This is a genomic window from Streptomyces sp. NPDC015125 (genome assembly GCF_043080045.1).
Classification (GTDB): Bacteria; Actinomycetota; Actinomycetes; order Streptomycetales; family Streptomycetaceae; genus Streptomyces.
In genome coordinates this window covers 631,617-654,255 of sequence record NZ_JBIBVF010000002.1, presented here as the reverse complement: position 1 = coordinate 654,255, position 22,639 = coordinate 631,617, and the positions used below count along the sequence as shown (strand labels likewise).

Annotated in this window: 18 protein-coding genes and 2 pseudogenes; 13 read left to right on the top strand and 7 right to left on the bottom strand. The window is 71.4% G+C overall.

Translation table 11 applies throughout. The features are described from left to right. The first annotated feature begins 132 nt into the window (after positions 1-132). Together ACF088_RS08395 and ACF088_RS08390 are read left to right on the top strand one after the other, a co-directional pair. Positions 133-1,446: a flavin monoamine oxidase family protein gene (locus ACF088_RS08395; protein ID WP_392374616.1), complete on the top strand. Its 1,314-nt coding sequence runs from the start codon at positions 133-135 to the stop codon at positions 1,444-1,446. After that, positions 1,439-2,881: an aminobutyraldehyde dehydrogenase gene (locus ACF088_RS08390; RefSeq protein WP_392374615.1), complete on the top strand. Its 1,443-nt coding sequence runs from the start codon at positions 1,439-1,441 to the stop codon at positions 2,879-2,881. Before ACF088_RS08395 ends, ACF088_RS08390 begins: the two co-directional genes overlap by 8 nt. 179 nt (positions 2,882-3,060) lie before the next feature. Here ACF088_RS08390 and ACF088_RS08385 read toward each other — a convergent pair whose 3' ends face one another. Continuing rightward, positions 3,061-3,987 carry a DMT family transporter gene (locus tag ACF088_RS08385; protein WP_392374614.1) on the bottom strand — a complete coding sequence of 309 codons (927 nt, stop codon included), beginning with the start codon at positions 3,985-3,987 and terminating at the stop codon, positions 3,061-3,063. A gap of 337 nt (positions 3,988-4,324) precedes the next feature. Here ACF088_RS08385 and ACF088_RS08380 point away from each other — a divergent pair, with 337 nt between their 5' ends. The 7 genes and pseudogenes from ACF088_RS08380 to ACF088_RS08350 form a co-directional block, all read left to right on the top strand. Further along, complete coding sequence (locus tag ACF088_RS08380; RefSeq protein ID WP_392374613.1) at positions 4,325-5,095, top strand: GntR family transcriptional regulator; 771 nt, start codon at positions 4,325-4,327, stop codon at positions 5,093-5,095. A 94-nt stretch (positions 5,096-5,189) separates the two neighbouring features. After that, positions 5,190-5,417, top strand: a complete 228-nt coding sequence (locus tag ACF088_RS08375; RefSeq protein ID WP_159472786.1) for a ferredoxin family protein — start codon at positions 5,190-5,192, stop codon at positions 5,415-5,417. Positions 5,418-5,688: 271 nt separating this feature from the next. Beyond that, positions 5,689-8,517, top strand: a complete 2,829-nt coding sequence (locus ACF088_RS08370; protein ID WP_392374612.1) for a fumarate reductase/succinate dehydrogenase flavoprotein subunit — start codon at positions 5,689-5,691, stop codon at positions 8,515-8,517. 165 nt (positions 8,518-8,682) lie between these two features. Further along, on the top strand, positions 8,683-9,807 hold the full coding sequence (locus ACF088_RS08365; RefSeq protein ID WP_392374611.1) for a PP2C family protein-serine/threonine phosphatase: 1,125 nt from the start codon (positions 8,683-8,685) through the stop codon (positions 9,805-9,807). Between the two features lie 551 nt (positions 9,808-10,358). Continuing rightward, positions 10,359-10,544 (top strand): hypothetical protein, encoded by a 186-nt coding sequence (locus tag ACF088_RS08360; RefSeq protein WP_244417136.1) that lies wholly within the window; start codon positions 10,359-10,361, stop codon positions 10,542-10,544. A gap of 612 nt (positions 10,545-11,156) precedes the next feature. Next, positions 11,157-11,447 carry a hypothetical protein gene (locus ACF088_RS08355; RefSeq protein ID WP_392374610.1) on the top strand — a complete coding sequence of 97 codons (291 nt, stop codon included), beginning with the start codon at positions 11,157-11,159 and terminating at the stop codon, positions 11,445-11,447. Positions 11,448-11,457: 10 nt separating this feature from the next. Then, positions 11,458-11,649 (top strand): annotated as a pseudogene (locus tag ACF088_RS08350) (Tn3 family transposase); the annotation flags it as partial. Between the two features lie 77 nt (positions 11,650-11,726). Here the strand turns inward: ACF088_RS08350 and ACF088_RS08345 are convergent. The 3 genes and pseudogenes from ACF088_RS08345 to ACF088_RS08335 all read right to left on the bottom strand — a co-directional run bounded on the left by ACF088_RS08345 (position 11,727) and on the right by ACF088_RS08335 (position 13,514). Then, positions 11,727-12,176 (bottom strand): hypothetical protein, encoded by a 450-nt coding sequence (locus ACF088_RS08345; protein ID WP_392375024.1) that lies wholly within the window; start codon positions 12,174-12,176, stop codon positions 11,727-11,729. Between the two features lie 91 nt (positions 12,177-12,267). Then, positions 12,268-13,029 (bottom strand): annotated as a pseudogene (locus ACF088_RS08340) (MFS transporter); the annotation flags it as partial. Then, the gene (locus tag ACF088_RS08335; RefSeq protein WP_392374609.1) at positions 13,026-13,514 is read right to left on the bottom strand and encodes a MarR family winged helix-turn-helix transcriptional regulator; all 489 of its coding nucleotides are present in this window, start codon (positions 13,512-13,514) and stop codon (positions 13,026-13,028) included. The pseudogene ACF088_RS08340 and the gene ACF088_RS08335, both read right to left, overlap by 4 nt. Positions 13,515-14,246: 732 nt before the next feature. Here ACF088_RS08335 and ACF088_RS08330 point away from each other — a divergent pair. Both ACF088_RS08330 and ACF088_RS08325 read left to right on the top strand, forming a co-directional pair. After that, entirely contained in the window at positions 14,247-16,064 is a 1,818-nt protein-coding gene (locus tag ACF088_RS08330; RefSeq protein ID WP_392374608.1) for a M4 family metallopeptidase, read from the top strand. Positions 16,065-16,198: 134 nt separating this feature from the next. Further along, entirely contained in the window at positions 16,199-17,398 is a 1,200-nt protein-coding gene (locus ACF088_RS08325) for an MFS transporter (protein WP_392374607.1), read from the top strand. 399 nt (positions 17,399-17,797) lie between these two features. On the opposite strand, the gene ACF088_RS08320 is transcribed toward ACF088_RS08325, so the two are convergent. Beyond that, the gene (locus ACF088_RS08320) at positions 17,798-19,045 is read right to left on the bottom strand and encodes a cytochrome P450 (RefSeq protein WP_392374606.1); all 1,248 of its coding nucleotides are present in this window, start codon (positions 19,043-19,045) and stop codon (positions 17,798-17,800) included. A gap of 292 nt (positions 19,046-19,337) precedes the next feature. On the opposite strand from ACF088_RS08320, the gene ACF088_RS08315 reads away from it, so the two are divergent. Together ACF088_RS08315 and ACF088_RS08310 are read left to right on the top strand one after the other, a co-directional pair. After that, positions 19,338-19,667 (top strand): hypothetical protein, encoded by a 330-nt coding sequence (locus ACF088_RS08315; RefSeq protein WP_392374605.1) that lies wholly within the window; start codon positions 19,338-19,340, stop codon positions 19,665-19,667. 83 nt (positions 19,668-19,750) lie between these two features. Continuing rightward, positions 19,751-20,578: an alpha/beta fold hydrolase gene (locus tag ACF088_RS08310; RefSeq protein WP_392374604.1), complete on the top strand. Its 828-nt coding sequence runs from the start codon at positions 19,751-19,753 to the stop codon at positions 20,576-20,578. A gap of 100 nt (positions 20,579-20,678) precedes the next feature. On the opposite strand, the gene ACF088_RS08305 is transcribed toward ACF088_RS08310, so the two are convergent. Then, positions 20,679-20,897 carry a hypothetical protein gene (locus ACF088_RS08305; protein WP_392374603.1) on the bottom strand — a complete coding sequence of 73 codons (219 nt, stop codon included), beginning with the start codon at positions 20,895-20,897 and terminating at the stop codon, positions 20,679-20,681. 446 nt (positions 20,898-21,343) lie between these two features. After that, complete coding sequence (locus ACF088_RS08300; RefSeq protein ID WP_392374602.1) at positions 21,344-22,633, bottom strand: MFS transporter; 1,290 nt, start codon at positions 22,631-22,633, stop codon at positions 21,344-21,346. Positions 22,634-22,639: the final 6 nt, after the last annotated feature.

Below are 22,639 nucleotides of genomic sequence, written 5' to 3'. Positions count from 1 at the left end.
CGTCCGCCTCGCCGATCCTCAACCGCCGGCCGGGCCCCGGGTCCGGCCGGCGGGCGCGGCCCCGGCCCCCGTCCCCGGCCAGGCCTGGTGCGCCCGCCCCAGCCGCCCGCCGACAGCAAAGGAAGCTCCCCCATGAACCACGATGTCATCGTGCTCGGTGCCGGTCTCGCCGGGCTCGCCGCGGCGCGTGACCTGAGCGCGGCCGGCGCCGACGTCCTCGTGCTCGAAGCCCGCGACCGGGTCGGCGGACGCGTCGAGCAGGCCGTGCTGCCCGACGGCCGGCTGGTCCAGCTCGGCGGCGAGGTGGTCGGCCGGGCCCATACCGCCTACCTCGCCCTGGCCGCGGAGCTCGGCCTGACCCTGATTCCCAGCTATGTCGCCGAGCCCGGCAAGATGGCCCGGGCCACCGCGGAAGGCGTCTCGGCCGGCGACCCGCCGCACTGGTTCGGCCCCGGTGACGAGGCCGGCCACCGTAAGGTCACCGACGCCTTTGTCGCACTGGCCCGGACCGTGGACCCCGAGGACCCGTGGTCCCATCCGCATGCGGCGCCCCTCGACCGCCTGTCGGTCGGCGCCTGGCTGCGCGGCGAAGGCGCGAGCCCGGCCGTCGTGCGGCTCTGGGAGATCGGCCAACTCGCCCTGGCCAGCGGTTCCTACGAGCGCACGTCGCTGCTCGCCGCGCTGCGCAAACACGCCGCGGTCCCCGGTGACGACCCCTACGCCTACGAGGACTGGGAGGGCCTGCGGGTGGCCGAGGGCTCGGCGACGGTGGCGCTGCGCATGGCCACGGAACTCGGCCGGCGCATCCGGCTCGAAGCGGCCGTCGAGGAGGTGGCGGTGCGGCCGGGAGGCTGCCGGGTGCGACTGGCCGACGGGGAGAGCCTGACGGCCAACGCCGTGGTCAGCGCGCTGCCGGTCGGTCCGCTCCGCTCGGTCGCCCTCACCGGCGTCTCCGAGGCCCGGCTCGCCTCGCTGCACCGTCAGCGGCAGGCCGTCGCGGCCAAGTTCGCCGCGGCCTACGACAAACCCTTCTGGCGCAGCCTGGATCTCAACGGTCTCTCCGAATGCGAAGGCGTGCTCGGCAGCACCTGGCCGCAGAGCGAGGGCATCCTCTCCGCGCTGATCCCTCCCGAGCGCTACGGCGTCCTGCTGGGCATGCCCGCCCCGGTCCGTGACCACGAACTGCTCTCGGACGTGGCCCGCCTCTATGGCGCCGAGGCCCTCCAGCCGTTCACGTCGTATCTGCGGATGTGGGGCACCGATCCCTGGACCCAGGGGTACGTCACACAGTGGAACCCCGGCGATGTCATGGCGGTCGGTCCGCTGCACGGCTCGCACGAACCGCCCTTCTACGTCTGCGGTTCCGACCAGTGGGTCGCCGGCTATATGGAGGGCGCGGTGCGCACCGGCCGCGACGCGGCGCGGGAGGTGCTGCGTCATGGCTGAGCACACCGCCCCCGTCCCCGTCCGCAATCACCTCGCGGGGACGGACCGCCCGGCGGCCTCCGGCGCGACGATGGACCTGGTCGACCCCGCCACCGGCACGGTGCACGGCAGCGCCCCGCGCTCCGGCCCGGCCGACACGGACGCGGCCTGCACCGCTGCACAGACCGCCCTCGCCCGCTGGTCGACGACCACTCCGGCCGAGCGGCAGCGGGCGCTGCTGCGGATCGCCGCTGCGATCGAGGAGCATGCCGATGCCCTGGTGGCCGCCGAGGTCGGGGACACCGGCAAGCCGCCGGAGCAGTTCCGGACCGAGGAACTGCCCGCGGTCGTCGACACCTTCCGCTACTTCGCGGGGGCGGCGCGCAATCTGCCGGGGGCGGCGGCCGCCGAGTACACCGAGGGCCGCACCTCGGTGCTGCGTCGCGAACCGGTCGGTGTCTGCGCGCAGATCACCCCCTGGAACTACCCGCTGATGATGGCCGCGTGGAAGGTCGCCCCGGCGCTCGCGGCAGGCAACACCACCGTCCTCAAGCCCGCCGACACCACCCCGTCCTCCACGGTGCTGCTCGCCCGGATCGCGGCGGAGCATCTGCCGCCCGGCGTGCTGAATGTGGTCTGCGGGGACCGCGACACCGGGCGGTCCCTGACCGCTCACCCGGTGCCCCGGCTCGTCGCCGTCACCGGCAGTGTCCGGGCCGGGCGGGAGATCGCCGCCACCGCCGCGGCGGACCTGAAACGGGTGCACCTGGAACTGGGCGGCAATGCGCCGGTCCTCGTCCACGAGGACCTGGACGCCGAGGCCGCCGAGGCCGCCGCGGCCGAGCTCGCCGCCGTGGCGTACTACAACGCCGGCCAGGACTGCACCGCTCCCACCCGGTTCCTGGTCCACCACCGCCGCTACGACGCCTTTGTGGCCGCGTTCGCGGCGGCTGCGCACACGCTGCGGACCGGGCCGCCCGACGATCCGGCCGCCGACTACGGCCCACTCAACAGCGAGTCCCAACTCGCCTCCGTACAAGGGTTGTTGCGCCGACTACCGGACCATGCCGAGGTGGTGACGGGCGGTACGGCGCCGGACGGGCCGGGCTGGTTCCACTCCCCCACGGTCGTTGCCGGGGTGCGCCAGGACGACGAGATCGTGCAGGAGGAGATCTTCGGCCCGGTCGTCACCGTGCAGCCCTTCACCGACGAGGCCGAGGCCCTCCGGCTGGCGAACGGGGTCCGGTTCGGTCTGGCGGCGAGCGTCTGGACCGCCGACCACGCGCGTGCCATGCGGGCCACCCGCGCCCTGCACACCGGGATCGTCTGGGTGAACACGCACGGCACCACGGTGTCGGAGATGCCGCACGGCGGGGTCAAGCACTCCGGCTACGGCAGCGATCTGTCCCTCGCGGGCCTGTTGGACTACACCCAGGTCAAGCACGTCATGCTGTGAGACTCGTGCGGTGAGGCCGATGCCGCGCGCCTCATGCGGTGAGGCCGATGCCGCGCGCCTCATGCGGTGAGGCCCGTGCGGTGAGACTCGTGCGGTGAGCCGATGCCGCGCGCCTCATCCGGTGAGGCGGCGGATCCCGGGTGCGGCCGGGTCCGCACGCTCTCGGCGTCCCGCGGCGCTCAGGTATCCGCCGGCCCGGGCGCCGTACCGGCGTCGCGGGCGGCGGCCGGCGCCTTGCTCTGAGCACCTGTCAGGTCCTGGGTCAGGGCGACCCGGGAGAGCAGCACCGCGCCCCACAGGACCAGCCCGACGCCCAGCGCCTCGGGCAGCAGCCACCAGCCGGTCCGTACCCGTTCGTCGTAAAGGGTGACACCCAGCGACAGGCTCACCAGCGCGTCGCCGAGGGTGAGGACCGGCTGTGAGGCGGTCAGCGGGCCCGACTGCATGGCGTTTTCCAGGAGGAAGATGGCCAGTACGCCGACGGCGGCGAAGCCATAGGTCTGCCAGGTGCTGAAGAACGCGGCGGGGCCGCCGGTCTGCCAGGCATGGGTGGCGTCCTTCAACATGGCCGCGGTGAGGGCGTACCCGACCGCTGTCGCCCCGGCGAAGCAGGCGGCCCGTACGCCGCCCGCCCCGCGGCGGAGCGCGGCACCGACCGCCGTGGCGATCACCGCGGCGCAGACCACCAGGGCGGGCACCCAGCGGTCGAAGGGGGCGTGGGTGGTGCCGATGGTGGGCGCGGCGGCGGCGAGCGCGGATCCGAGCCCGACGACGAGCAGCCCCACGCCGATCCAGCCGCTGCGGGGGATCTGTCCGCCCAGCAGAACCCGTCCGATGAGCAGGGCGAGGGGCAGTTCGAGGACGAAGAGGGGCTGCACCACCGACAGTGCGCCCTGCGACAGCGCCAGCGCCTGGAAGCAGGCCGCGGCGACGACCGCGAGCATCCCGCCGAGCCAGACGGCACGGTGCAGCAGGTCGACGAGCAGACCGAGGCGCAGTCCGGTGGACAGCGGGACCGTGCGCGCGGCGCGCCGTTGCAGGACCGTGGCCAGCGCATTGCTGGCTGCCGCGAGCAGTGCGAACACCACGGCCGGCCACGTGACCACGGCCCACCTCCTCGTCGGCCACCCGGGCACCTGGCGGGGCCCGCGCCGCGGTGGCCGGGCGGCGCCGGGGCGGCGCTGTACTGGGCCTCGACGCTATCCGGCGGCCGGCCGGGACCGCCCGGCGACACGGGCGCCGGCGGGCCGCATTCGCTGAGCCGGACGGATGTTTCCCGGGTACCGGCAGCCGCATCCCGGGTGCCGGGCAGCCGTCCCCGGGGTGGCGGATCTTGTCGCGTCGGCGCCGAACCACCAGGTCACCACCTCGTCGCCGTCGGTGGTAGGTGGCGCAACACTGCGGCAACACCACGGGCCGGATCTCGTCGGTATGGTCCACCGCATGCCCGCCCAACGCACCCGCCAGCACACCACTCCGGTAGCGGCCGCGCGCCGTCGCCGGCTCCGCGCGGACCGTGCCCGGCAGCTCGCCGACCTGCTGCGCCACCAGGTGCTCGGGGGCGGCTTCCCCGGCGGCGTACTGCCGCACGAGGAGGTGATCGGCGCGGACTACGGCGAGTCCCGTAACACCGTCCGCCAGGCCCTCGATCTGCTGCGCGCCGAACAGCTCGTGGCGCGTCAGCCGGGTGTGGGCACGGTGGTGGTGTGCCAGAAGTACCCGCATGCGCTCGACCGGCTGAGGGGGCTCGCCGAGACCCTGCACCCGCACGGCAGGGTCACCAATGAGGTGCGCACCATCAGCCCGGTCGCGGCTCCGGCCCCGGTGGCGGAACGGCTGCGGGTCCCGCCGCGTGCCGAGGTGCTTTACGTGGAACGGCTGCGCAGGCTCGACGGCCTGCCGCTGTCCTTGGACCTGACCTATGTGCCGATGCACATCGGGCTGCCCCTGCTCGACGCCGATCTGGAGAACAGCGACGTCTTCCGGCTGATCGAGGAGACCGCCGGACAGCCCCTGGGCACCGCCGAGATCACCCTGGAGGCCGTCAATGCCGATGCGCACTCCGCCGCCGTGCTGGAGGCACCGCGCGGCACCGCCGTGCTGATGCTCGAACGCCTCACCCATCTCGCCGACGGCACCCCCGTCGACCTGGAGTTCATCCGCTTCCGCGGCGATCGCCTCACCATGCGGGGCCTGCTGCGCCGCACGATCTAAGCCGCTCCCCTCCCGCGCCCCTCCCCTCCCGCGCCCGTCCCCGCCCGCTCCCTTCTCCGCCCACTCCCGCCATCGCCATGCCCTGGAGACCGCCATGCCTCTTGCGCCCCAACGCGCCGACGTGCCCGTGACCATCGACGAGTCCCGGTGCATCGACGGCTGCACGCTGTGCGTCGACATGTGCCCGCTGGACTCGCTCGCCATCGACCCGGCGAGCAACAAGGCGTATATGCACGTGGACGAGTGCTGGTACTGCGGGCCGTGCGCCGCGCGCTGCCCCACCGGCGCGGTCACGGTCAACATGCCCTATCTGTTGCGATGAGAGGCCCTCTTTCATGAGCTCCCGCTTCATGGGCTCCCGCTTCGCGGGCTTTCGTCACCCATGACGTGGACGAGGCGCTGTTCCTGGGCGACCGGCCCGCCTCCTGACCCGGTGCCGGCCGCCCTCACAACCCGACGGACATGACCCCACATGACCGGCGCGTCATACGACGCGACCGGGCAACCGGAAAGGCACCGCCATGCCGCAAGGCACCGCCCGGGAGACCACACAAGCCACACAAGCCACACAAGCCACGGAAGACACGGAAGCCATGGAGATTCCCTCCCTCGACGCCGCCGAGGAGCTGTCCTGCGACGTCCTCGTGATCGGCGGCGGCACCGCCGGGACCATGGCGGCGCTCACCGCCGCCGAACGCGGCGCCCGTGTCCTGCTGTTGGAGAAGGCCCATGTCCGCCACTCCGGTGCGCTCGCCATGGGCATGGACGGGGTCAACAACGCCGTCGTCCCGGGCCGTGCGGAGCCCGACGACTATGTCGCCGAGATCACCCGCGCCAACGACGGCATCGTCGACCAGTCCACCGTCCGCCAGACCGCGACCCGCGGCTTCGCGATGGTGCAGCGGCTGGAGTCGTACGGCGTGAAGTTCGAGAAGGACGAGCACGGGGAGTACGCGGTACGCCAGGTGCACCGCTCCGGCTCGTATGTGCTGCCGATGCCCGAGGGCAAGGAGGTGAAGAAGGTCCTCTACCGGCAGTTGCGGCGTCGCGAGATGCGGGAGCGGATCCGCATCGAGAACCGTGTCATGCCGGTGCGGGTGCTGACATCCGGCGGCCGGGCGGTCGGGGCGGCGGGCTTCCACACCCGCACGGGGCACTTCGTCACGGTCCGCGCCGGTGCGGTGATCCTCGCCACCGGCGCCTGCGGCCGCCTCGGCCTGCCCGCCTCCGGCTATCTCTACGGTACGTACGAGAACCCCACCAACGCGGGCGACGGCTACGCCATGGCGTACCACGCGGGCGCCGAACTGACCGGCATCGAGTGCTTCCAGATCAATCCGCTGATCAAGGACTACAACGGTCCGGCCTGTGCATATGTCGCCAACCCCTTCGGCGGCTACCAGGTCAACCGGCACGGCGAGCGGTTCGTGGAATCCGACTACTGGTCGGGGCAGATGATGGCGGAGTTCGCGGCCGAGGTCGCCTCCGAACGCGGTCCGGTCTACCTGAAGCTGAGTCACCTTCCGGAGGAGTCCGTCTCCGCACTGGAGACGATCCTGCACACCACCGAGCGCCCCACCCGCGGCACCTTCCACGCCGGACGCGGCCACGACTACCGCACCCACGACGTGGAGATGCACCTCTCCGAGATCGGCCTGTGCGGCGGGCACTCGGCGTCGGGCGTACGCGTCGACGACCACGCCCGCACCACCGTGCCGGGCCTGTACGCGGCGGGTGACCTGGCCTGTGTCCCGCACAACTACATGATCGGCGCCTTCGTCTTCGGCGACCTGGCGGGCGCGGACGCGGCCCGGTACCGGGCGTACGAGGGCGAGTTGCCCGCCGACCAGCTGCAGGCCGCCCACGAACTGGTCTACCGGCCACTGCGCCACCCCGACGGCCCGCCGCAGCCGCAGGTCGAGTACAAGCTCCGCCGTTTCGTCAACGACTATGTCGCCCCGCCCAAGAGCGGCGCCCGCCTGTCGCTGGCCGTCGAGCACTTCGCGCGGATGCACGCCGAGATCGCCGGCATGGGCGCCCGTACCCCACACGAACTGATGCGCTGCGCGGAGGTCGGCTTCATCCGCGACTGCGCCGAGATGGCCGCCCGGTCATCGCTGGCCCGCACCGAGTCCCGCTGGGGCCTCTACCACGAGCGCACGGACCATCCGCAGAGCAATGACGACGACTGGCTGCACCATCTCGATCTGCGCAAATCTCCCACCGGGGCGATGGAGTTCACGGCCCGCCCGGTGGCGCCGTACCTCGTCCCGGTCGACGAGTACGCCCCCGTGGGCGGCTCCCCCCGGTTCCTCGGCGAGGTCCATCCGGAGCAGGTCGCCACGGCGGGGCGGGGGGATGCGCCGCCGGTGGGGTCCACGGCTGCCGGGACGCAGGGGGGAGGCGCCGAGGCGACGGGCGACGCGGCCCCGGACGGCGGCACCACGCCCGTGACCGGTCCGGCGACCGAATCCGAAACCGGGGCAGGAGCCGAAACCGGGACAGGAGCAGGAGCCGGGACCGGGACCGGAGCCGGGACCGCGCCCGGCCCCTCCCCCCGCATCCTCGAACTCCTCGCCCTCACCGAGGACCAGCCGGGCCTCCGTACCCTGCACCCCTACCTCACCGACCCCGATCCGGCCGTCCGCCGCGCCGCCGTCGATATGCTCACCGAAAGCGTCCCGTCCGGCACGGGCCGGGCCCTCGCCACCACTCTCGCCGATCCCGACCCGGCCGTACGAGCCGCCGCCGCTGCCTCGCTGCGGGAACTGACCGAAGTCCTCACACCGGACCCCGACCTGCGGATGCCGCTGACCACCGCCCTGCACGGACCCGACGCCGTGGTCCGCTCGGCGGCCGTGGAGGTCTTGCGCGCACTCCGCCTCGGCGACCGGGCGCTCTTCGCCACCGCGCTCACCGACCCGACCGTGGAGGTACGTCTCCAGGCCGTCCGCGGCCTGGTCTCGGTCGATGCTTCCGCCGCTCTGCAGCGGGCTGCCACGGACCCCTCCCGCGAGGTCCGGGTGGCTGCCACGCACGGTCTCGGCACGGTCGGCGGCCCCGGCGACCTGGCGGTGCCGCTGCGCGACGAGGATCTCCTCGTACGGGCCGCGGCGCTCGCGGCGCTGGCCACCACCGGCTGCCCGCCGCCGTACGACGCGGCGGCCGTCGCGTCGCTGGCCGACCCGGCCTGGCAGGTCCGGGCCGGTGCCGCCACGGCCCTGGCGGCCGCCGACCCCGAGCTCGCCGTGTCCGCGCTGCGCTCCACGCTCCGCGACCGGCACGCGGATGTGCGCAAGGCCGGGGTTCTCGCGCTGCGTGCGCACTCCGGACGCGAAGACGCCCGCCGGGCCTGGGCCACGGTCATGGACGACCCGGACGCCGATGTCCGCGCATACGCCCGGCTCGCCTCGAAGGAGTGACACACGTTCGGGCCGCCCGAAGACGCCGGTGGCCGAAGGCTGTGGGCACAGCGGACCGGTGGGGCGAGCCGAGGGCATCGCCCGACCACCGAAGCACGCTGTATAAAACTCCCCGAAACAGGCATATTCCTGCTACCCGACATGGATGGCTGGTCAGGAATCCCTATGCCCTCTTTCTCTCCGCGATGGCCCCGATACGTCGAGTTCGCCCCGAGCGTCCTGGTCGCCGGAGGGCTCGTCTGGGACGCGTTCTCGCCGGCGGACTACTGGGGCGACCCGATGCTGACGGCCGCCAGCGTCACGGCCGGTGCGCTGCTCTCCCTGCGGCACACCCTGGCGATCGGCGCCGTCATCGTCGTGGGCGTCTTCGCGCTGACGGTGAAGGACGGCACCGCCGACAACCTCGAGGGCCATCTGGAGCTCGTCAACACCCTCTTTGCCGCGCTCATGGGCGTCGGGGTCAACCGGGTGATCGCCCGGCACGGACGCCATCTGGATGTCGTCCGTTCGGTGGCCGAGGCCGCCCAGCGTGCCGTGCTGCCCGCCCCGCCGGAACGCATCGGCCGGCTGGCGATCGCCGCCCGTTACCAGGCCGCGCAGAGCGAGGCCCGGATCGGCGGCGACGCCTACGCCGTCCAGCGGACCCCGTTCGGCGTGCGGCTGATGATCGCCGATGTGCGGGGCAAGGGGCTCGGGGCGGTGAGCGCGGTATCGGTGCTGCTGGGTGCGTTCCGTGAGGCCGCCGAGCAGGAGCTGGACCTGAGGGCGCTGGCCGACCGGATGGAGCACGCGCTGCTGCGGGAGAGCGAGCACACCTCGGAGGAAAACCGGCTCGAAGGCTTCATCACGGCCCTGATCTGCGAAGTTCTCCCGGGGGCCGCGGGGCTGCGGCTGCTGAACTGCGGCCACCCCGCGCCCTACCTCTGCCATGACGACGAGGTGCGCGCACTGGAGGTCGACGATCCGGGCCTTCCGCTGGGGATGGGCGCCCTGGGCGCGGCACGGACCGGGCCCACCGACTGGCCGTTCCCGGCGGGCAGCACACTGCTGCTGATCACCGACGGGGTGACGGAGGCCAGGGACCATGCCGGAACGTTCTACGACCCCGCGACGCAGCTGGCGGACCACGGCCCGTTCCGGGGGCCCCGGGAATTGATCGACCGCTTGGCGGCGGATGTCGAGCGCTGGACGGGCGGGCCTCGCGACGACGATATGGCGGTCCTCGCGATTACCCGTCAGGTGCCGGGCCGCGGGAAGCCCTCCCCAGGGGGGAGCAGCGCCGAACACTGAGGAGCGACCGCCTGTCCGGACGGCGCACCCCGGTCGTCCGTCCCCCCGGTTGTCCGTCCCCCCGGTCGTCCGTCCCCCCCCGGTTGTCCGTCCCCCCGGTCGTCCGTCCACCCGGCTATTCGTCCCCGGTTGTCCGTCCACCCCGTAGTTCATCCACCCCGTAGTTCATCCACCCCGTAGTTCATCCACCCCGTAGTTCATCCGTCCGGTCGTCCCGGGAAGCGGCAGTCGATTCGACTGTTCGCGGACGCGACCGGCGTAAGGCAATCCCGGCTCGCCGATGCCCGGCCGGTCGGCTCGGGCAGCGCACCCTTGCGCCCTCGGGCCACACAGCAAAACCCGCCATCCACGGGGAGTTCGGCGACCGCCCACTCTCCGGGCCCCCACCTGGCCCCGAGGACCCACCTTGATTCATTCCGTGGCTCTTTCCGTGGCTCTTTCCGAATTTCCTCGTGTGCTGCCGAAAATCGGGTGGGTGAGATGAGAAGATCAGTCAGAGCATCAGCATCCGCACCGAGCGATCCGTCGCTCCCGCGCAGATCGGAGTTGATGTGTCCGACAACAGATCAACCCTGCTGAGTCAGCGCGCCGCCGTCATTTTCCTGCTTGGCGCCCTCACCGCTATCGGCGCCGGCGTGCTCACCTTTTTCAACGGCGGCACCCCGGCTTCCGCCACTCTCGTCGGCGGCGCTGCCTTCGGCGCGGCCGTCACCTTCTTCCATACGGTCATCGACTGAGATTCCGCCGCGGCATTCGCGCTCCCCGGCCCGGCGACTCACCGGCGCGGCGACACTCGTGGTCGGAACAAGCAGAGTGTGGCCCAAGTCCTGCAACCTGCACAGCACTTGGACCAGGCGGGCGGCATCGGCGAGATGCAGGCCGATGCCCGGCCGTCGAGCACCTGGAACATCTGGAGCACGTAGCCCGGCCGGTGTGGGCGGCGACCGGGCAGGGCGGCCGGGTGCAGGCGTCGGGCCTCGCCCGCTCGGCTGCTCCGGCAGGTCCTTCACCGCCCGGCGCACATCGACAGCGCGTCGCCGCTCCCGTGGCACGGTGCGGCAAGGCCTGCCCGCGAGACGGGCACGGACGGTGACCGATGCGGACCCGGAGGAGTCGCTTACCTCACCGAGGACGAGCCGGCCACCGCGGGCCGAGAAGCCGCCGCTTCGACCCGCCGGGGGCCCGGGCCTGCCCCACGTACGACCCGCCGGACGCGGGGGCCCGCCCCGGCCCCGCCTCTCTTCCGGAATCCGCGCCGCCGCATGCGGTGCGCTCCCGCACCTCAAGTGCCAAACTTGAGTCACCGCGCCCGGCCGCCGGCCGGGGCCCTTGTCGCCGAGGGGAACATCATGACCTGGGCATCTTGGACCACTGTCGGGATCCACGCCCTACCCGGCGCGGTTCACACCGCGGAGATCGGCGTGATCAATGGCGACCTGACCATCCATACGACCTGGTCGGACGACCTGGCTCATGTAGCTGTGCAGTACACCGGAGCCACGGACTGGTACACCATGGCCGGCAGCCCCGTCCCGTGCCATTCCGAAGAGGCCAGCCGCTCCTTCCATCAGGCCGTCGTCGAAGCCGCCCGCGGCGGAGACCGAGCCGAGGCTTCCCTGGAGGAGCTCTTCCAGCGGTAGCCCGCCCGGGCCCGGACGCCAGGCGATCAAGGTGTGGTCCAACCTCCAGGAGAGCCGCCACGCGCTCGCTCGGAAGATCTTCCACGGCCGCTCGGGACAGCTCCACCGGTGCTGCCAGGACGGCATGGAGGACCAGATCGGCGCCCTCGGCCTGGCCCTCAACACCCTGGCGCTCTTCCACCCGAGGTACAGGGACGCCGCCGACCAGGAATGGTGAGGGGTTGTCACCAGCGCCGGGACGCTGACATCCCCTCGCCGGGCGTCAAGACCGGGGGCGAATCAGCAAACCTCACCAGCGGCCGCCGCCGCGTCGGCGACTCCAGGGGTGGTCGGCTGCGCGGCAGCAGGCGGCGTGCGGTAGGCGCGAAGGGGGACGTTGGTCGCGGACACGGCGGCGACCGCCAGGATGGCGGACAGCCCGCCGAAGACCAGGGAGAAGGGGGCTGAGGTGGCCGACGCCAACAGGCCACCACGGAAGTTGCCGAGTTCGGGGCCCGCGACACCGATGACGTGTTCTACCGAGGAAACCCGCCCCCGGTACGCGTCCGGGGTCTCCCATTGCACCAGGGCACTGCGGGTGACCACGGACACGGTGTCGGCAGCGCCCGCCACGGCCAGGCAGCCGAGCGCCGGCCACAACCGCCCCGACAGGCCGAAACAGGCCAGCGCCAGGCCCCAGACACCGGCTGCGGACAGCTGTACCAGGCCGCCACGGCGCCAGCGCGTCACCGTGCCGGAGAGCAGACCGGCGGTGATCCCCCCCCACCGCGACGGCCGAGAGGAACAGGCCGAGGGTCTGCGGGTTTCCCCCGAAGCGGATCTCGTTGACCAGCGGGAAGAGCGCGATGGGCATGGCGAGCAGCGTTGCGGACAGGTCGGTGGCCATCGAGCCCCACAGCGTCGGGCGGCGCAGGACGATCCGCCAACCGCCACGCTCCGGCCGGCGCCTGCCGCCTCCCGTCTCAGCCCCTTCGGGCCGCACGGCAGGCAGGCGGATCACCGCGAGCATCGAGACGGCCATGGCCACGGCCTGGGTCGCGTATGCGGCAGGGAAATCCCAGCGAGCGATGATCAGCCCGGCCATCGCGGGACCGGCCAGCATCGCCGCCTGGAAGGAGACGTTCGTCAGCGCAAGACCGGCCGCGACCTGGTCGCCCGGCAACAGGCGGACCGGGAAGGTGCGCCGGGCAGGAGCGCCGAGAGCGCTGCAGCTCGTCCCCATGGCTACCAGGACGAGCAGCAGCAGCACGTTTTGGTTGTCCGCCAGGGCCTGGGCACCCAGCCCTGCGGCGGCCAGCAGTTGGCCCGCGGTGGTGGCCCGCACCACCGCACGGCGGTCAAAGGTGTCGGCCAACGTGCCGCCGAGCAGCCCGAACAGCACCATCGGCAGGCCGGTGGCCAGCCCGATGGCGCCGGTGCCCACCGGGCTGCCGGTCAGGTCCCAGACCTGGGCCAGCACCGCCACACTGGCTATTTGTCCGCCGAGTTGAGAGGCGGAGGTACCGATCCACAGGTCGCGAAACGACTGACTGCTGCGCAGCGGGCGGGTGTCGAGGAACCGGACACGGACACGCCGCCTCATCGCGGTGGCTCGACAAGGTGGTGGTGGATCCGCTGCCGCATCGACCGGCGCTCCAGTGCCCGCCGCACCTCCTCGACAACGGAGGTCATCGCGTACGGGACCTCGCTGTCCAGCTCAGCGACCGTCTCGTGGGTAGCGCGCCACTCCGCCTCCAGGAGCGGCACCAGCGACCGGCCGCGCTCGGTCAGGTCGATTCGCCGGGTGCGGGCGTCCGGCCCCGGCTCGGAGGTGACCAGACCCTCCTTGCGCATGGCGGCGATGGTCTGGCTGATCGCGGAGTGCGAGCGGTCCAGGGACTTCGCGAGCTCGCGAATGGTCAGTGGTCCGGTGTGGGCGAGTCGGATCAGCGGATAGGCGAACCGAGGCCGCACCCCCTCGATGCCACGCTCGACGTAGACCTGCTCGATCTCGGCGTCCATGGCTGCCAGAAGCTCGTGCAGGGAGTGCCAGGGATCAGGTAGCGCTGTGGGATCCAAAGATGTCACAGCGCTAATATAACAGTGCTGCGACAATCGACAATCGACGCTCGCGATCAACCGCTCAGCGCCAACGGGCCGTACCGCCGACCCCCCACCCCGAGGAGGCCCCCGCCCGGGGTCAGCGTCGGCGATCGCCCGGCGCGAGCAGGCTGGCGACTTCGGCGCTCACCTCCGAGGAGGGGGGAAGCACTTCCGCACGTTCTCCGTCTTCTTGTACCGGGACTTCACCATCAGCATCAGCAGGCCCACCCCACCCTCGCCAAGGTGGATCAGGCCGGAGTGCCGCCACTCATGCACATCCCAGCCCGCACCCGGAACGCCGGGCCGCACATACGCCGCTGGAGCAGTCGGGCAACAGCCGCACGGTTTCGTTCCGATATTCCTCAACTCCCGCACCCTCCCCGCCGCGCATCGACGCACCCTGGGTGAAATGCCGGGCGGGGCGGACGATGCCGAATCGAAAACAGCGCACAGTTCGGCCCGACGCCCGAGCAACCATGTGGCGCCCCTCCATGTCTCTCCCCATGGAGCACTGTTGGTCATCTCCTGACTACCTAAAGCTCAGCAATTGTGAAATTTAGACCAGAAATCTTGCATTCTGATCATTTCTCTTTACATGCCCATGCCAGACATACCAGGGTTTGCGCGGGGCCCCACGGCCCCCGTGGTGCACAACAGCACCGCGCGTACGGGCGGTTGGCCAGCCGACCGCCCCCGCAGCGCTAAGGACCCACAGCAGTGCGTAGACCCCACATACGCGGGCACCGCCTGGCCATCGCCGTCGCCGTGACGACGGCCGCCACTCTCACCGCGGGGGTGGCGGGCAGTGCCTCCGCCAGCCCCCCGGCCTCGCCGGTCGCTGCGCCCTCCGCCTCAACTCCCGCTCCGCAGAAGGCCGTGGAGGCGGCCCGCGCCGCCGCATATGCCCACGCTTCGGCCACCGGAGTCGGCAAGAAGGACACCCTCAAGGCCACGGACGCACTCGTCGATCCGGACGGCCGCCAGCATGTCCGTTTCGTTCGCACCCACCGCGGGCTGCCGGTGCTCGGTGGCGACCTCGTCATCCACCTGACCGCCAAGTCGGCGTACGAGAGCGTGACCCGGGCGTACCGACACCAGGTCGACATGCCCGACGCGGACCCGAAGCTGACGGCTGGTCAGGCCAGGACGAAGGCCGCCGCCGTGGCGAAGGGCCGCGCCGGCGAGCCCGAACTGGTCGTGGACGCCCGCGAGAACCGGACCACGCTGGCCTACCGGGTGCAGGTGGCGGACAGCCGTACCGCCGAGTCCGGCGGCGCCCGCACGCTCGTCCTCGACGCGGCCTCCGGGGCGGTGCTCAGCAACACCTTGGTCGACGACTCCTTCCTGTCGCCCGCCGTCCAGGCCAAGTTGCGCGCCCGGGGCGAGCGGCTCAACCCCTCGACCGGCCTGGGCTCTCCCGCCCCGGCCGCCCCGGCTGCCACCGAAAAGGCGGCCGGGAGTGCCGGCTTCCCGTCCGCCGCCACCGGCTCCGGTGCCTCACTCTTCGTCGGCAGCGTGCCGCTGTCCACCACCCGGACCGCGCAGAAGTCCTTCACCCTCAAGGACTCCACCCGCGGGAACACCGAGACCCGGGACGCCGGCGACAAGGAGCTGAAGAAGTTCACCGACGGCAAGGCGTTCACCAGCACCACCAACCGCTGGGGCAACGGCACCACCAGCGACCGGAAGACCGCCGCCGTCGACGCCCAGTACGGCATCACCAGCACCCTGGACTTCTACAAGAAGACCTTCGGCCGCAAGGGCATCAAGAACGACGGCCGTGGGGCACACGCCCTGGTGCACTTCGGCAAGAAGGTCGGCAACGCCTACTGGACCTCGGACTGCGGCTGCATGCTCTACGGCGACGGCGACGGCAAGACGTTCACCAAGCCCCTGGTCGTGCTGGACGTCACCGGCCATGAGCTCACCCACGGTGTCGTCGAGGCCACGGCCAACCTGCAGCCCACCCGCACCGACGAGGAGGGGAACGCGTTCGGCGAGCCCGGTGCCCTCAACGAGTCGCTGGCGGACATCTTCGGCAGCGCGGTCGAGTTCTCGACCAACAACCCGAAGAACCCGCCGAACTACCTGCTGGGCGAGAAGCTCGGCCTCGACCAGAAGTTCCTGCGCCGTCTGGACAAGCCGTCCCTCGACAAGCTCGAAAGCGCGGTCGACTACTGGTCGAAGGCGTCCTACGACACCGAGGTGCACGGCGGTTCCGGTGTCTCCTCGCACGCCTACTACCTCCTCGCCGAGGGCAGCGGCAAGAAGACGATCGGTGGTGTCGCCTACGACTCCGCCACCTACAAGGGCTCCAAGGTGACCGGCATCGGCCGGAACAAGGCGACGGCGATCTTCTACCGGGCGCTCACCCGGTACATGGTCTCCACGACCGACTTCCATGACGCCCGGACCGCGACGCTGCACGCGGCCAAGGATCTGTACGGCGCCGGGAGCACCGAGTACAAGACGGTGGACAAGGCCTGGGCCGCCGTGAATGTCACGGCGGCCAACGCGCCCACCGCCCAGCACTGATCCCCCCGGGCCAGGCGCAGTGTGGTGCCCCCGCCGCGCGCGGGGGCACCACGTGCGTCCCGTCCACAGCCCGGCCCGCGGGTCCTTGCCGTGGTTCTCGACGCCACGGCCGGCGGGAGCCTACGTTGGAGACCATGATCAGCGATCGCACGAGCGGCTCCCGGCGGCTCGGCTATCCGGTAGCGGCGGGCGTGTTCGCGATCGGCATGGCCGGGACGACACTCCCCACCCCGCTGTACGGGCTCTATCGCGAGCAACTCGGCTTCTCCGAGCTGATGGTGACCGTGGTCTTCGCCGTGTACGCCCTCGGGGTGATCACGGTGCTCCTCCTCGCGGGCAATCTCTCCGACGAGGTGGGCCGGCGCCCGGTGTTGTTCTGTGCCCTGGGGCTGTCGGCGGCGAGCGCACTGTGCTTCATCTTCGAGGGCGGGCTGCCGATGCTGCTGCTGGGGCGGGTGCTGTCCGGATTCGCCGCGGGGCTGTTCAGCGGCGCCGCCACCGCGTCCGTGCTGGAGCTCGCGAAGCCGGGCCAGGAAGCGCAGGCGGGATTCGCCGCCACCGCCGCGAACATGGGCGGTCTCGGCTGCGGCCCGTTGCTGTCGGGTCTGCTGGCCCAGTACGCACCGTGGCCGTTGACCCTGCCGTTCCTGGCGCACCTTGTCCTGGTGGCCGTGGCAGCCGCGGCCACCTGGCTCCTGCCGGAGACCGTCGGGCACCCGCACCGCCCACGGAAACTGCGGCCCCAGGGCCTTCGGCTGCCGCCCGAAGTGCAGGGCGTCTTCACCCCCTCCGCCGTCGCCGCCTTCGCCGGTTTCTCCCTCCTGGGGCTGTTCACCGCGGTCGCACCGAGCTTCGTCGGCCAGACCCTGGGCGTGCACAATCTGGCCGTTGCCGGGCTCATCGTCTTCACGGTGTTCCTGGGGTCGACCGCCGGACAGTCCCTCACGGAACGGATCGGTGTGCGCAGGGCCCTGCCGGGCGGCTGCCTGGTGCTGGTGGTGGGCCTGGTACTCGTCGCCACCTCGCTGGCCGTGACCTCACTGCCCGTACTGGTCATCGGAGCGGTGTGCGGCGGTATGGGCCAGGGCCTGGCGTTCCGCGCCGGTCTGACCGCCGTGAGCCGCGCGGCACCTCCCGAGCGCCGGGGCGGCACCATCTCGGCCTTCTTCCTCGTTGCCTACCTCGGCATCTCCCTGCCGGTCGTCGGCGTCGGAGCGCTCACGCTGGTGCTCGGCCTGCGCGGCGCGGGCCTGACCTTCTCCGCCTGCGTCATCGCGCTCGCCGTCACCGTCGGCCTCTACGTACTGCGCCGGCCGCCGACGACCGCCGACTGACCTGCCCCGGGCGGGCCTTGCGGACAAGGTGGGGAAAGTAAGCCTCCCTCCCTGAGCCGGACGACCGGGACCGGCCTCTGCCCGGCGACGCGGCGATCAGGCCGCGGCTTGAGTACAGGTACTCAAGCCGCGGCCGACAGGACTGCACATACTCGCGCCATGTACATGCATTCACCGGATTGCCCGGACTGCGGAATGCCTCTGGGGTCGCCTCCGCCCGCTTGGTGCGGCCCTTGCTGCCGCGCTGCGGGTGCGCCGGGACGCACCTGCGGGGATACCTGTGCTCGTTCCCGTGGGCGAGGGCGGCGGTGCGACGGGCGATGCGGAGCGGGAGGTCTCCGTGCCGTCCGCACTGTCACTGCCCCGCCTGCCACGGTCCCGCCCCGGGCGCATAGCGCCTCAGGCAGTACCGGCAGACCGCATCGCACCCTCGCCCGGCCTGAGCCGCACCCGCAGCCGCGCCGGCCCCCGGGTGAACACGCCCTCGTCGGCGGGCGCGGTGTCTTCCGCGAAGCCCATGACGGGGAATGCGTCGAGCAACCGGCCGACGCCGACCTCGATCTCGGTCTTGGCCAGGAGCGCGCCTACGCAGAAGTGCCGGCCCAGGGCGAAGGCCACATGATCGGCGGCGGCGCTGAAGGCCGTGGCGGTGGTCAGGTCGGTACGGAAGATGTCGAAAGCGGCGGGCCGTGCGTAGTGGCGCTCATCGCGGTTCGCGGAGCCGATCAGGCAGGTGACCGTGGCGCCCGCGGGGACCGTGCCACCGCTGACGGTGACTTCGGCAGCGGGCTGACGCATGATCATCTGGACCGGTGGGGTGTAGCGCAGGGTCTCGGCGAAGGCCGCGGGTATGAGCGACCGGTCGGCGCGTACGGCGGCGAACTGGTCGGGGTGGGCCAGCAGGTTACGGAACAGGGCCGCGAGGGCCTTGTCCGTGGTTTCGCCGCCGGCAGCCAGCAGCAGGCTGACGAACGAGGTGATGTCCTGGTCGTTCATCCGGGTGCCCTCGACCTCCGCGGTGCAGAGGGCGGAGAGCAGGTCGTCGCCGGGTGCGGCACGCCGTTCGGCCAGGATCGGCCGCAGGTAGGCGGCGAGCTCCTCACCGGCGCGCCGGCCGGCGGCCGCGACCTCGGGGTCCTGGGCCAGGTTGGACAGGAAGCCGACGACGGATGCGTACCAGCCGTGGAAGCGGTCGTGGTCGGCCCGGTCCAGACCGAGCATGTCGACGATCACGTTGACCGGGAAGCGGGTGGCGAACTGCCCCACCAGATCGGCTTCCGCGTCGTTGCGGAACGCGTCGATCAGCTCCCGCGCGTTGCGCTCGATGACCGGCAGGAACTTCTCCCGCAGCTCCCGGCCACGGAAGGCGGGGGCCACCAGGGCGCGGCGCACGGAGTGCTCACGACCGCTCATCTGGGGCAGGGTCCGGCCACCGTGCGCCGGTTCCAGCTGCCACTCATAGTTGTCGGTGGTGAACACCGGCTCACGGAAGGCCCGTGCCACGTCCTCGTACCGCGAAAGCAGATAGCTGTCGGTTCCCTTGTCGTGGAACAGCGGGTAGTGCTCACGCAGGATGCGGTACGCGGGATAGGGGTCCGCCGCGAACTCCGGTGACAGGATGTCGGGCGGCTGCGGGAGAGTGGTCACCACGTGTCCTCGGCTTCCCTGGGTGGAACCGGACCCGCGCGGTGGGGCCCGGCCGACTTGTGACGCTAGGGCACGGCATCGGGCCCGTCCAGAGCGCTCCGTCAATGGCGCTCCGTTGAGAGAACGGCGGGGGCGGCCCGGATGCACCGCACGGCCGGTCACCACTCGGATGGGCGGCCGCCTTCACTCTTCTGCCCCTCACGACACGCTCTTCCGGCCGAGGCCGGAAACGCTGAGATCCGGCAACCTCGATCCAGCAGCCTCCCCGTCGAGGCGGAGAAGTGAGCATCACATGTCCGCACCACCCGCCGTCCCGGGCCCGCTGAGCCGTCTTTGCCGTGGGTATCGCCTCGTCGCTCTCCTCGTCGCTCTGCTCGTCGCTCCGCTCGCCGCGGTGTGCGCCGCCTCCGGACCGGCCTCGGCCGCCGCTCAACGTCCCCGCTCCACCACGGCGTTCACCACCAGGACGGCCGCGAAGCCCGTCCAGGCGGCGACGGGGACCAAGCCCCTGGTGTTCATGGGCCTCGGCACGATGGCCGGTCTGACCCTGCTGGCCGGCGCGGGGCTGGTCGCGAGCGTCCGCAGGCGGCGGGGCGACGGCCCGCCGGCTGACCGCTGCTGAGGGGGGCCCGAGAACAGCCTCCTCCCGGCCCCCGCGGCCATGTCTCCTACGCCGGCGCACGGCAGGAAAGGACCGACCACATCATGGGCACCCTCACCACGACCGACGGCACGGAGCTCTACTACAAGGACTGGGGAGCCGGCCAACCCGTCGTGTTCAGTCACGGCTGGCCGCTGAACGCCGACGCCTGGGACGACCAGCTACACCTGGTCGCCTCCCACGGGTTCCGGGCGGTCGCGCACGACCGTCGCGGCCACGGCCGCTCCGGCCAGCCGTGGCACGGCAACGACATGGACACCTACGCGGACGACCTGGCACAGCTGATGGAGGCTCTGGACCTGCGGGAAGCGGTACTGGTCGGACACTCCACGGGTGGCGGTGAGGTGGCCCGCTACATCGGCCGCCATGGCACCGGCCGGGTGGCCAAGGCAGTCCTGCTCGGCGCGATCCCGCCGCTGATGCTCAAGACCGAGGCCAATCCGGAGGGGCTGCCCATCGAGGTCTTCGACGAGCTCCGGGCCGGCGTCGCCGCCGACCGGTCGCAGTTCTACCAGGACCTCAGCGAGAGTTTCTACGGCGCCAACCGGCCCGGTTCCACCGTCTCCCAGGGTGTCCGCGACGCGTTCTGGCTCTGGAGCATGCAGATGGGGCTGAAGGGTGCGTACGACTGCGTCAAGCAGTTCTCGGAGACCGATTTCACCGAAGACCTCAAGCGGTTCGACGTCCCCACCCTCATCATCCACGGCGACGACGATCAGATCGTGCCGCTCGTGGCCGCCGGTCAGAAGTCGGTGAAGCTGGTGAAGGACGCCACCCTCAAGGTCTACCCGGGGGCGCCGCACGGCCTCTCGGCGGTCGGCAGGTACAAGGAAGACTTCCACGCCGATCTGCTGGCCTTCCTGGCCGCCTGACACAGACTCCGGGCAGGCGAGCAGCCCGGACATACAGCCGGTGCCGGCCGAAACGGACCCCTGGTCCTCTCGGCCGGCACCGGCTGGACAGCGCTGTGGATTACCGCCGGTTGCCGCCGCCCCAGCCGCCGTTCTCGCAGCCCTCGCTGAAGACCGGGCCGACGTGGTCGAGCACGCCCGCGGAGAGCCAGCACGAGGCGTAGTGACCGTGGTGGTTGTGGTGGTGGCGGTCCTTGCCGTGAGCCAGGGCGGCGCTCGCACCGCCCATGACGATAGTGGTGGCCAGGGCGCTGGCTGCGATCGCGGCGCGGATGCGCATGTGTGCTCCTCAGGAGGATCAAAGGGGTATATCGACCTTTTCAGGAATCACCTTCACAGAACCCCCCAAAACCTGACCCCTCGTTAATTGCGTGAGTCGGAGTAACCGATCCCCGGCCCGCGCGAAGAGCGCACCCGGCCAGGCCGGCGCCGAACGGACCTCTCCCACCGGGCGCACGAACCCCCAACACGCTTGCACCGAGGGCGTGTTCACCATCAGCGGGGTCGCTCGATAACGACGAGGAGCGGACACCCCCCGGGCGCGGACCGGTCCGTCGGGAATTGCCGTAGAGGCGTCGCCCGTTCGAGGTGACGAGGGACAGCGGAGAAAGTCACATCAATCACCCATTCGAACCCGAGCGAGCGAATCTGACTATCCGTCAAAAACCTGCACAGCAGGCCTGCGCTGAAGGTGCGTCAGCCCTGGAAGTGCGCGTCGGTGACGAATCAGGCGGCTCCCTCCGGTGCCTCCCTGGCCACCTGCCGTACGGGGCGTACGCCCGGTCGCAGGCCCAGGGTCACCAGTGTCACGGCCACGGCGAGGAAGACGGACAGCACCGCGAAGCCGGTCACACTGGATCCGGTGGCATCGGTCAGCCAGCCGACCAGGTAGGGGCCGGCGAAGCCGCCGAGGTTTCCGAGGGCGTTGATCAGCCCCATGGCGACGGCCACCACCTCGAAGCGCAACAGCTCGCCGGGGATCGCCCAGAACGGGCCGTACGGTGCGTAAACCGCCGCGGCCGTCACACACAACAGCAGCATCCGGGGCAGGGCGCCGTCCACGACCTGCCCCAGCAGCAGTGCGGCGATGCCCACGACGAGCGGGACGGCCACCGCCCGGCGCCGTCTGCCCGTGCGGTCGGACCAGGCGGCGTTGGCGATCATCACGGCCAGTGCCACGGTGAACGGGATCGCGGTGAGCAGTCCGACCTCGGTGGACGAGCCGTCGTGTGTCAGCTCTTTGATGACCGACGGCAGCCACAGGTTGAAGCCGTAGAAGCCGGTGATCCAGAAGAAGTAGACGCCGATGAGGACGAGGACCGGTTGCTGCCGGACGGCGTCGAGGTACGAGCCGCTGCCCGCCGAGGGTTTGGCGGCTTCGTCCGCGGCGATCGCGCGCTCCACGTGGTCGGCCTCGGCACGGGAGATCCACCGGGCCTGCGCCGGCCGGTCGGCGACCGCGAACCACCAGACCACCGCCCACACCAGGGGCGGGACACCCTGCAGCACCAGCACCCAGCGCCAGCTGCCCTGGTCGAGCATCCAGCCCGACAGCGGCGCCATCAGCACCGAGGAGAGCGGCAGACAGGCCATCCACAGGGCATTGGCCCGGGCCCGCTCCCGCAGCGGGAACCACGAGGCGAGCAGGATGAGTACGGCGGGCCACACGCCGCCCTCGAAGAGTCCCAGCACGAAACGGGCCACGTAGAACTGCGACGTGGTCTGCACGAGACCGGACAGCGACGCGGCCACCCCCCACGCCAGCATGAGGAGGAGGACGGTCTTACGGGCACTCCAGCGCTGGGCGAGGATCGCGGCCGGGATCTGCAGGAAGACATAGCCGAGGAAGAAGACGCCGCCGACCAGCCCCTTGTCGGCGTTGGACAGCTCCAGATCGCCGTGCATGTAGGGGAGGATGACGGAGACGTTGTTCCGGTCGAGGTACGCCGGCATGTACATGATCACGGCGACCGGGATGACGTACACCCAGCGCTTGGCGGGTGTCACGGGTGTCACGGGTGT

Bases quoted from the DNA above. Each gene is read 5' to 3' on its own strand.
- ACF088_RS08390 (WP_392374615.1), top strand. From the start codon at position 1,439: ATGGCTGAGCACACCGCCCCCGTCCCCGTCCGCAATCACCTCGCGGGG.
- ACF088_RS08395 (WP_392374616.1), top strand. From the start codon at position 133: ATGAACCACGATGTCATCGTGCTCGGTGCCGGTCTCGCCGGGCTCGCC.
- ACF088_RS08310 (WP_392374604.1), top strand. From the start codon at position 19,751: ATGGGCACCCTCACCACGACCGACGGCACGGAGCTCTACTACAAGGAC.
- ACF088_RS08370 (WP_392374612.1), top strand. From the start codon at position 5,689: ATGGAGATTCCCTCCCTCGACGCCGCCGAGGAGCTGTCCTGCGACGTC.
- ACF088_RS08365 (WP_392374611.1), top strand. From the start codon at position 8,683: ATGCCCTCTTTCTCTCCGCGATGGCCCCGATACGTCGAGTTCGCCCCG.
- ACF088_RS08355 (WP_392374610.1), top strand. From the start codon at position 11,157: ATGACCTGGGCATCTTGGACCACTGTCGGGATCCACGCCCTACCCGGC.
- ACF088_RS08325 (WP_392374607.1), top strand. From the start codon at position 16,199: ATGATCAGCGATCGCACGAGCGGCTCCCGGCGGCTCGGCTATCCGGTA.
- ACF088_RS08315 (WP_392374605.1), top strand. From the start codon at position 19,338: ATGTCCGCACCACCCGCCGTCCCGGGCCCGCTGAGCCGTCTTTGCCGT.
- ACF088_RS08305 (WP_392374603.1), bottom strand. From the start codon at position 20,897: ATGCGCATCCGCGCCGCGATCGCAGCCAGCGCCCTGGCCACCACTATC.
- ACF088_RS08375 (WP_159472786.1), top strand. From the start codon at position 5,190: ATGCCTCTTGCGCCCCAACGCGCCGACGTGCCCGTGACCATCGACGAG.
- ACF088_RS08380 (WP_392374613.1), top strand. From the start codon at position 4,325: ATGCCCGCCCAACGCACCCGCCAGCACACCACTCCGGTAGCGGCCGCG.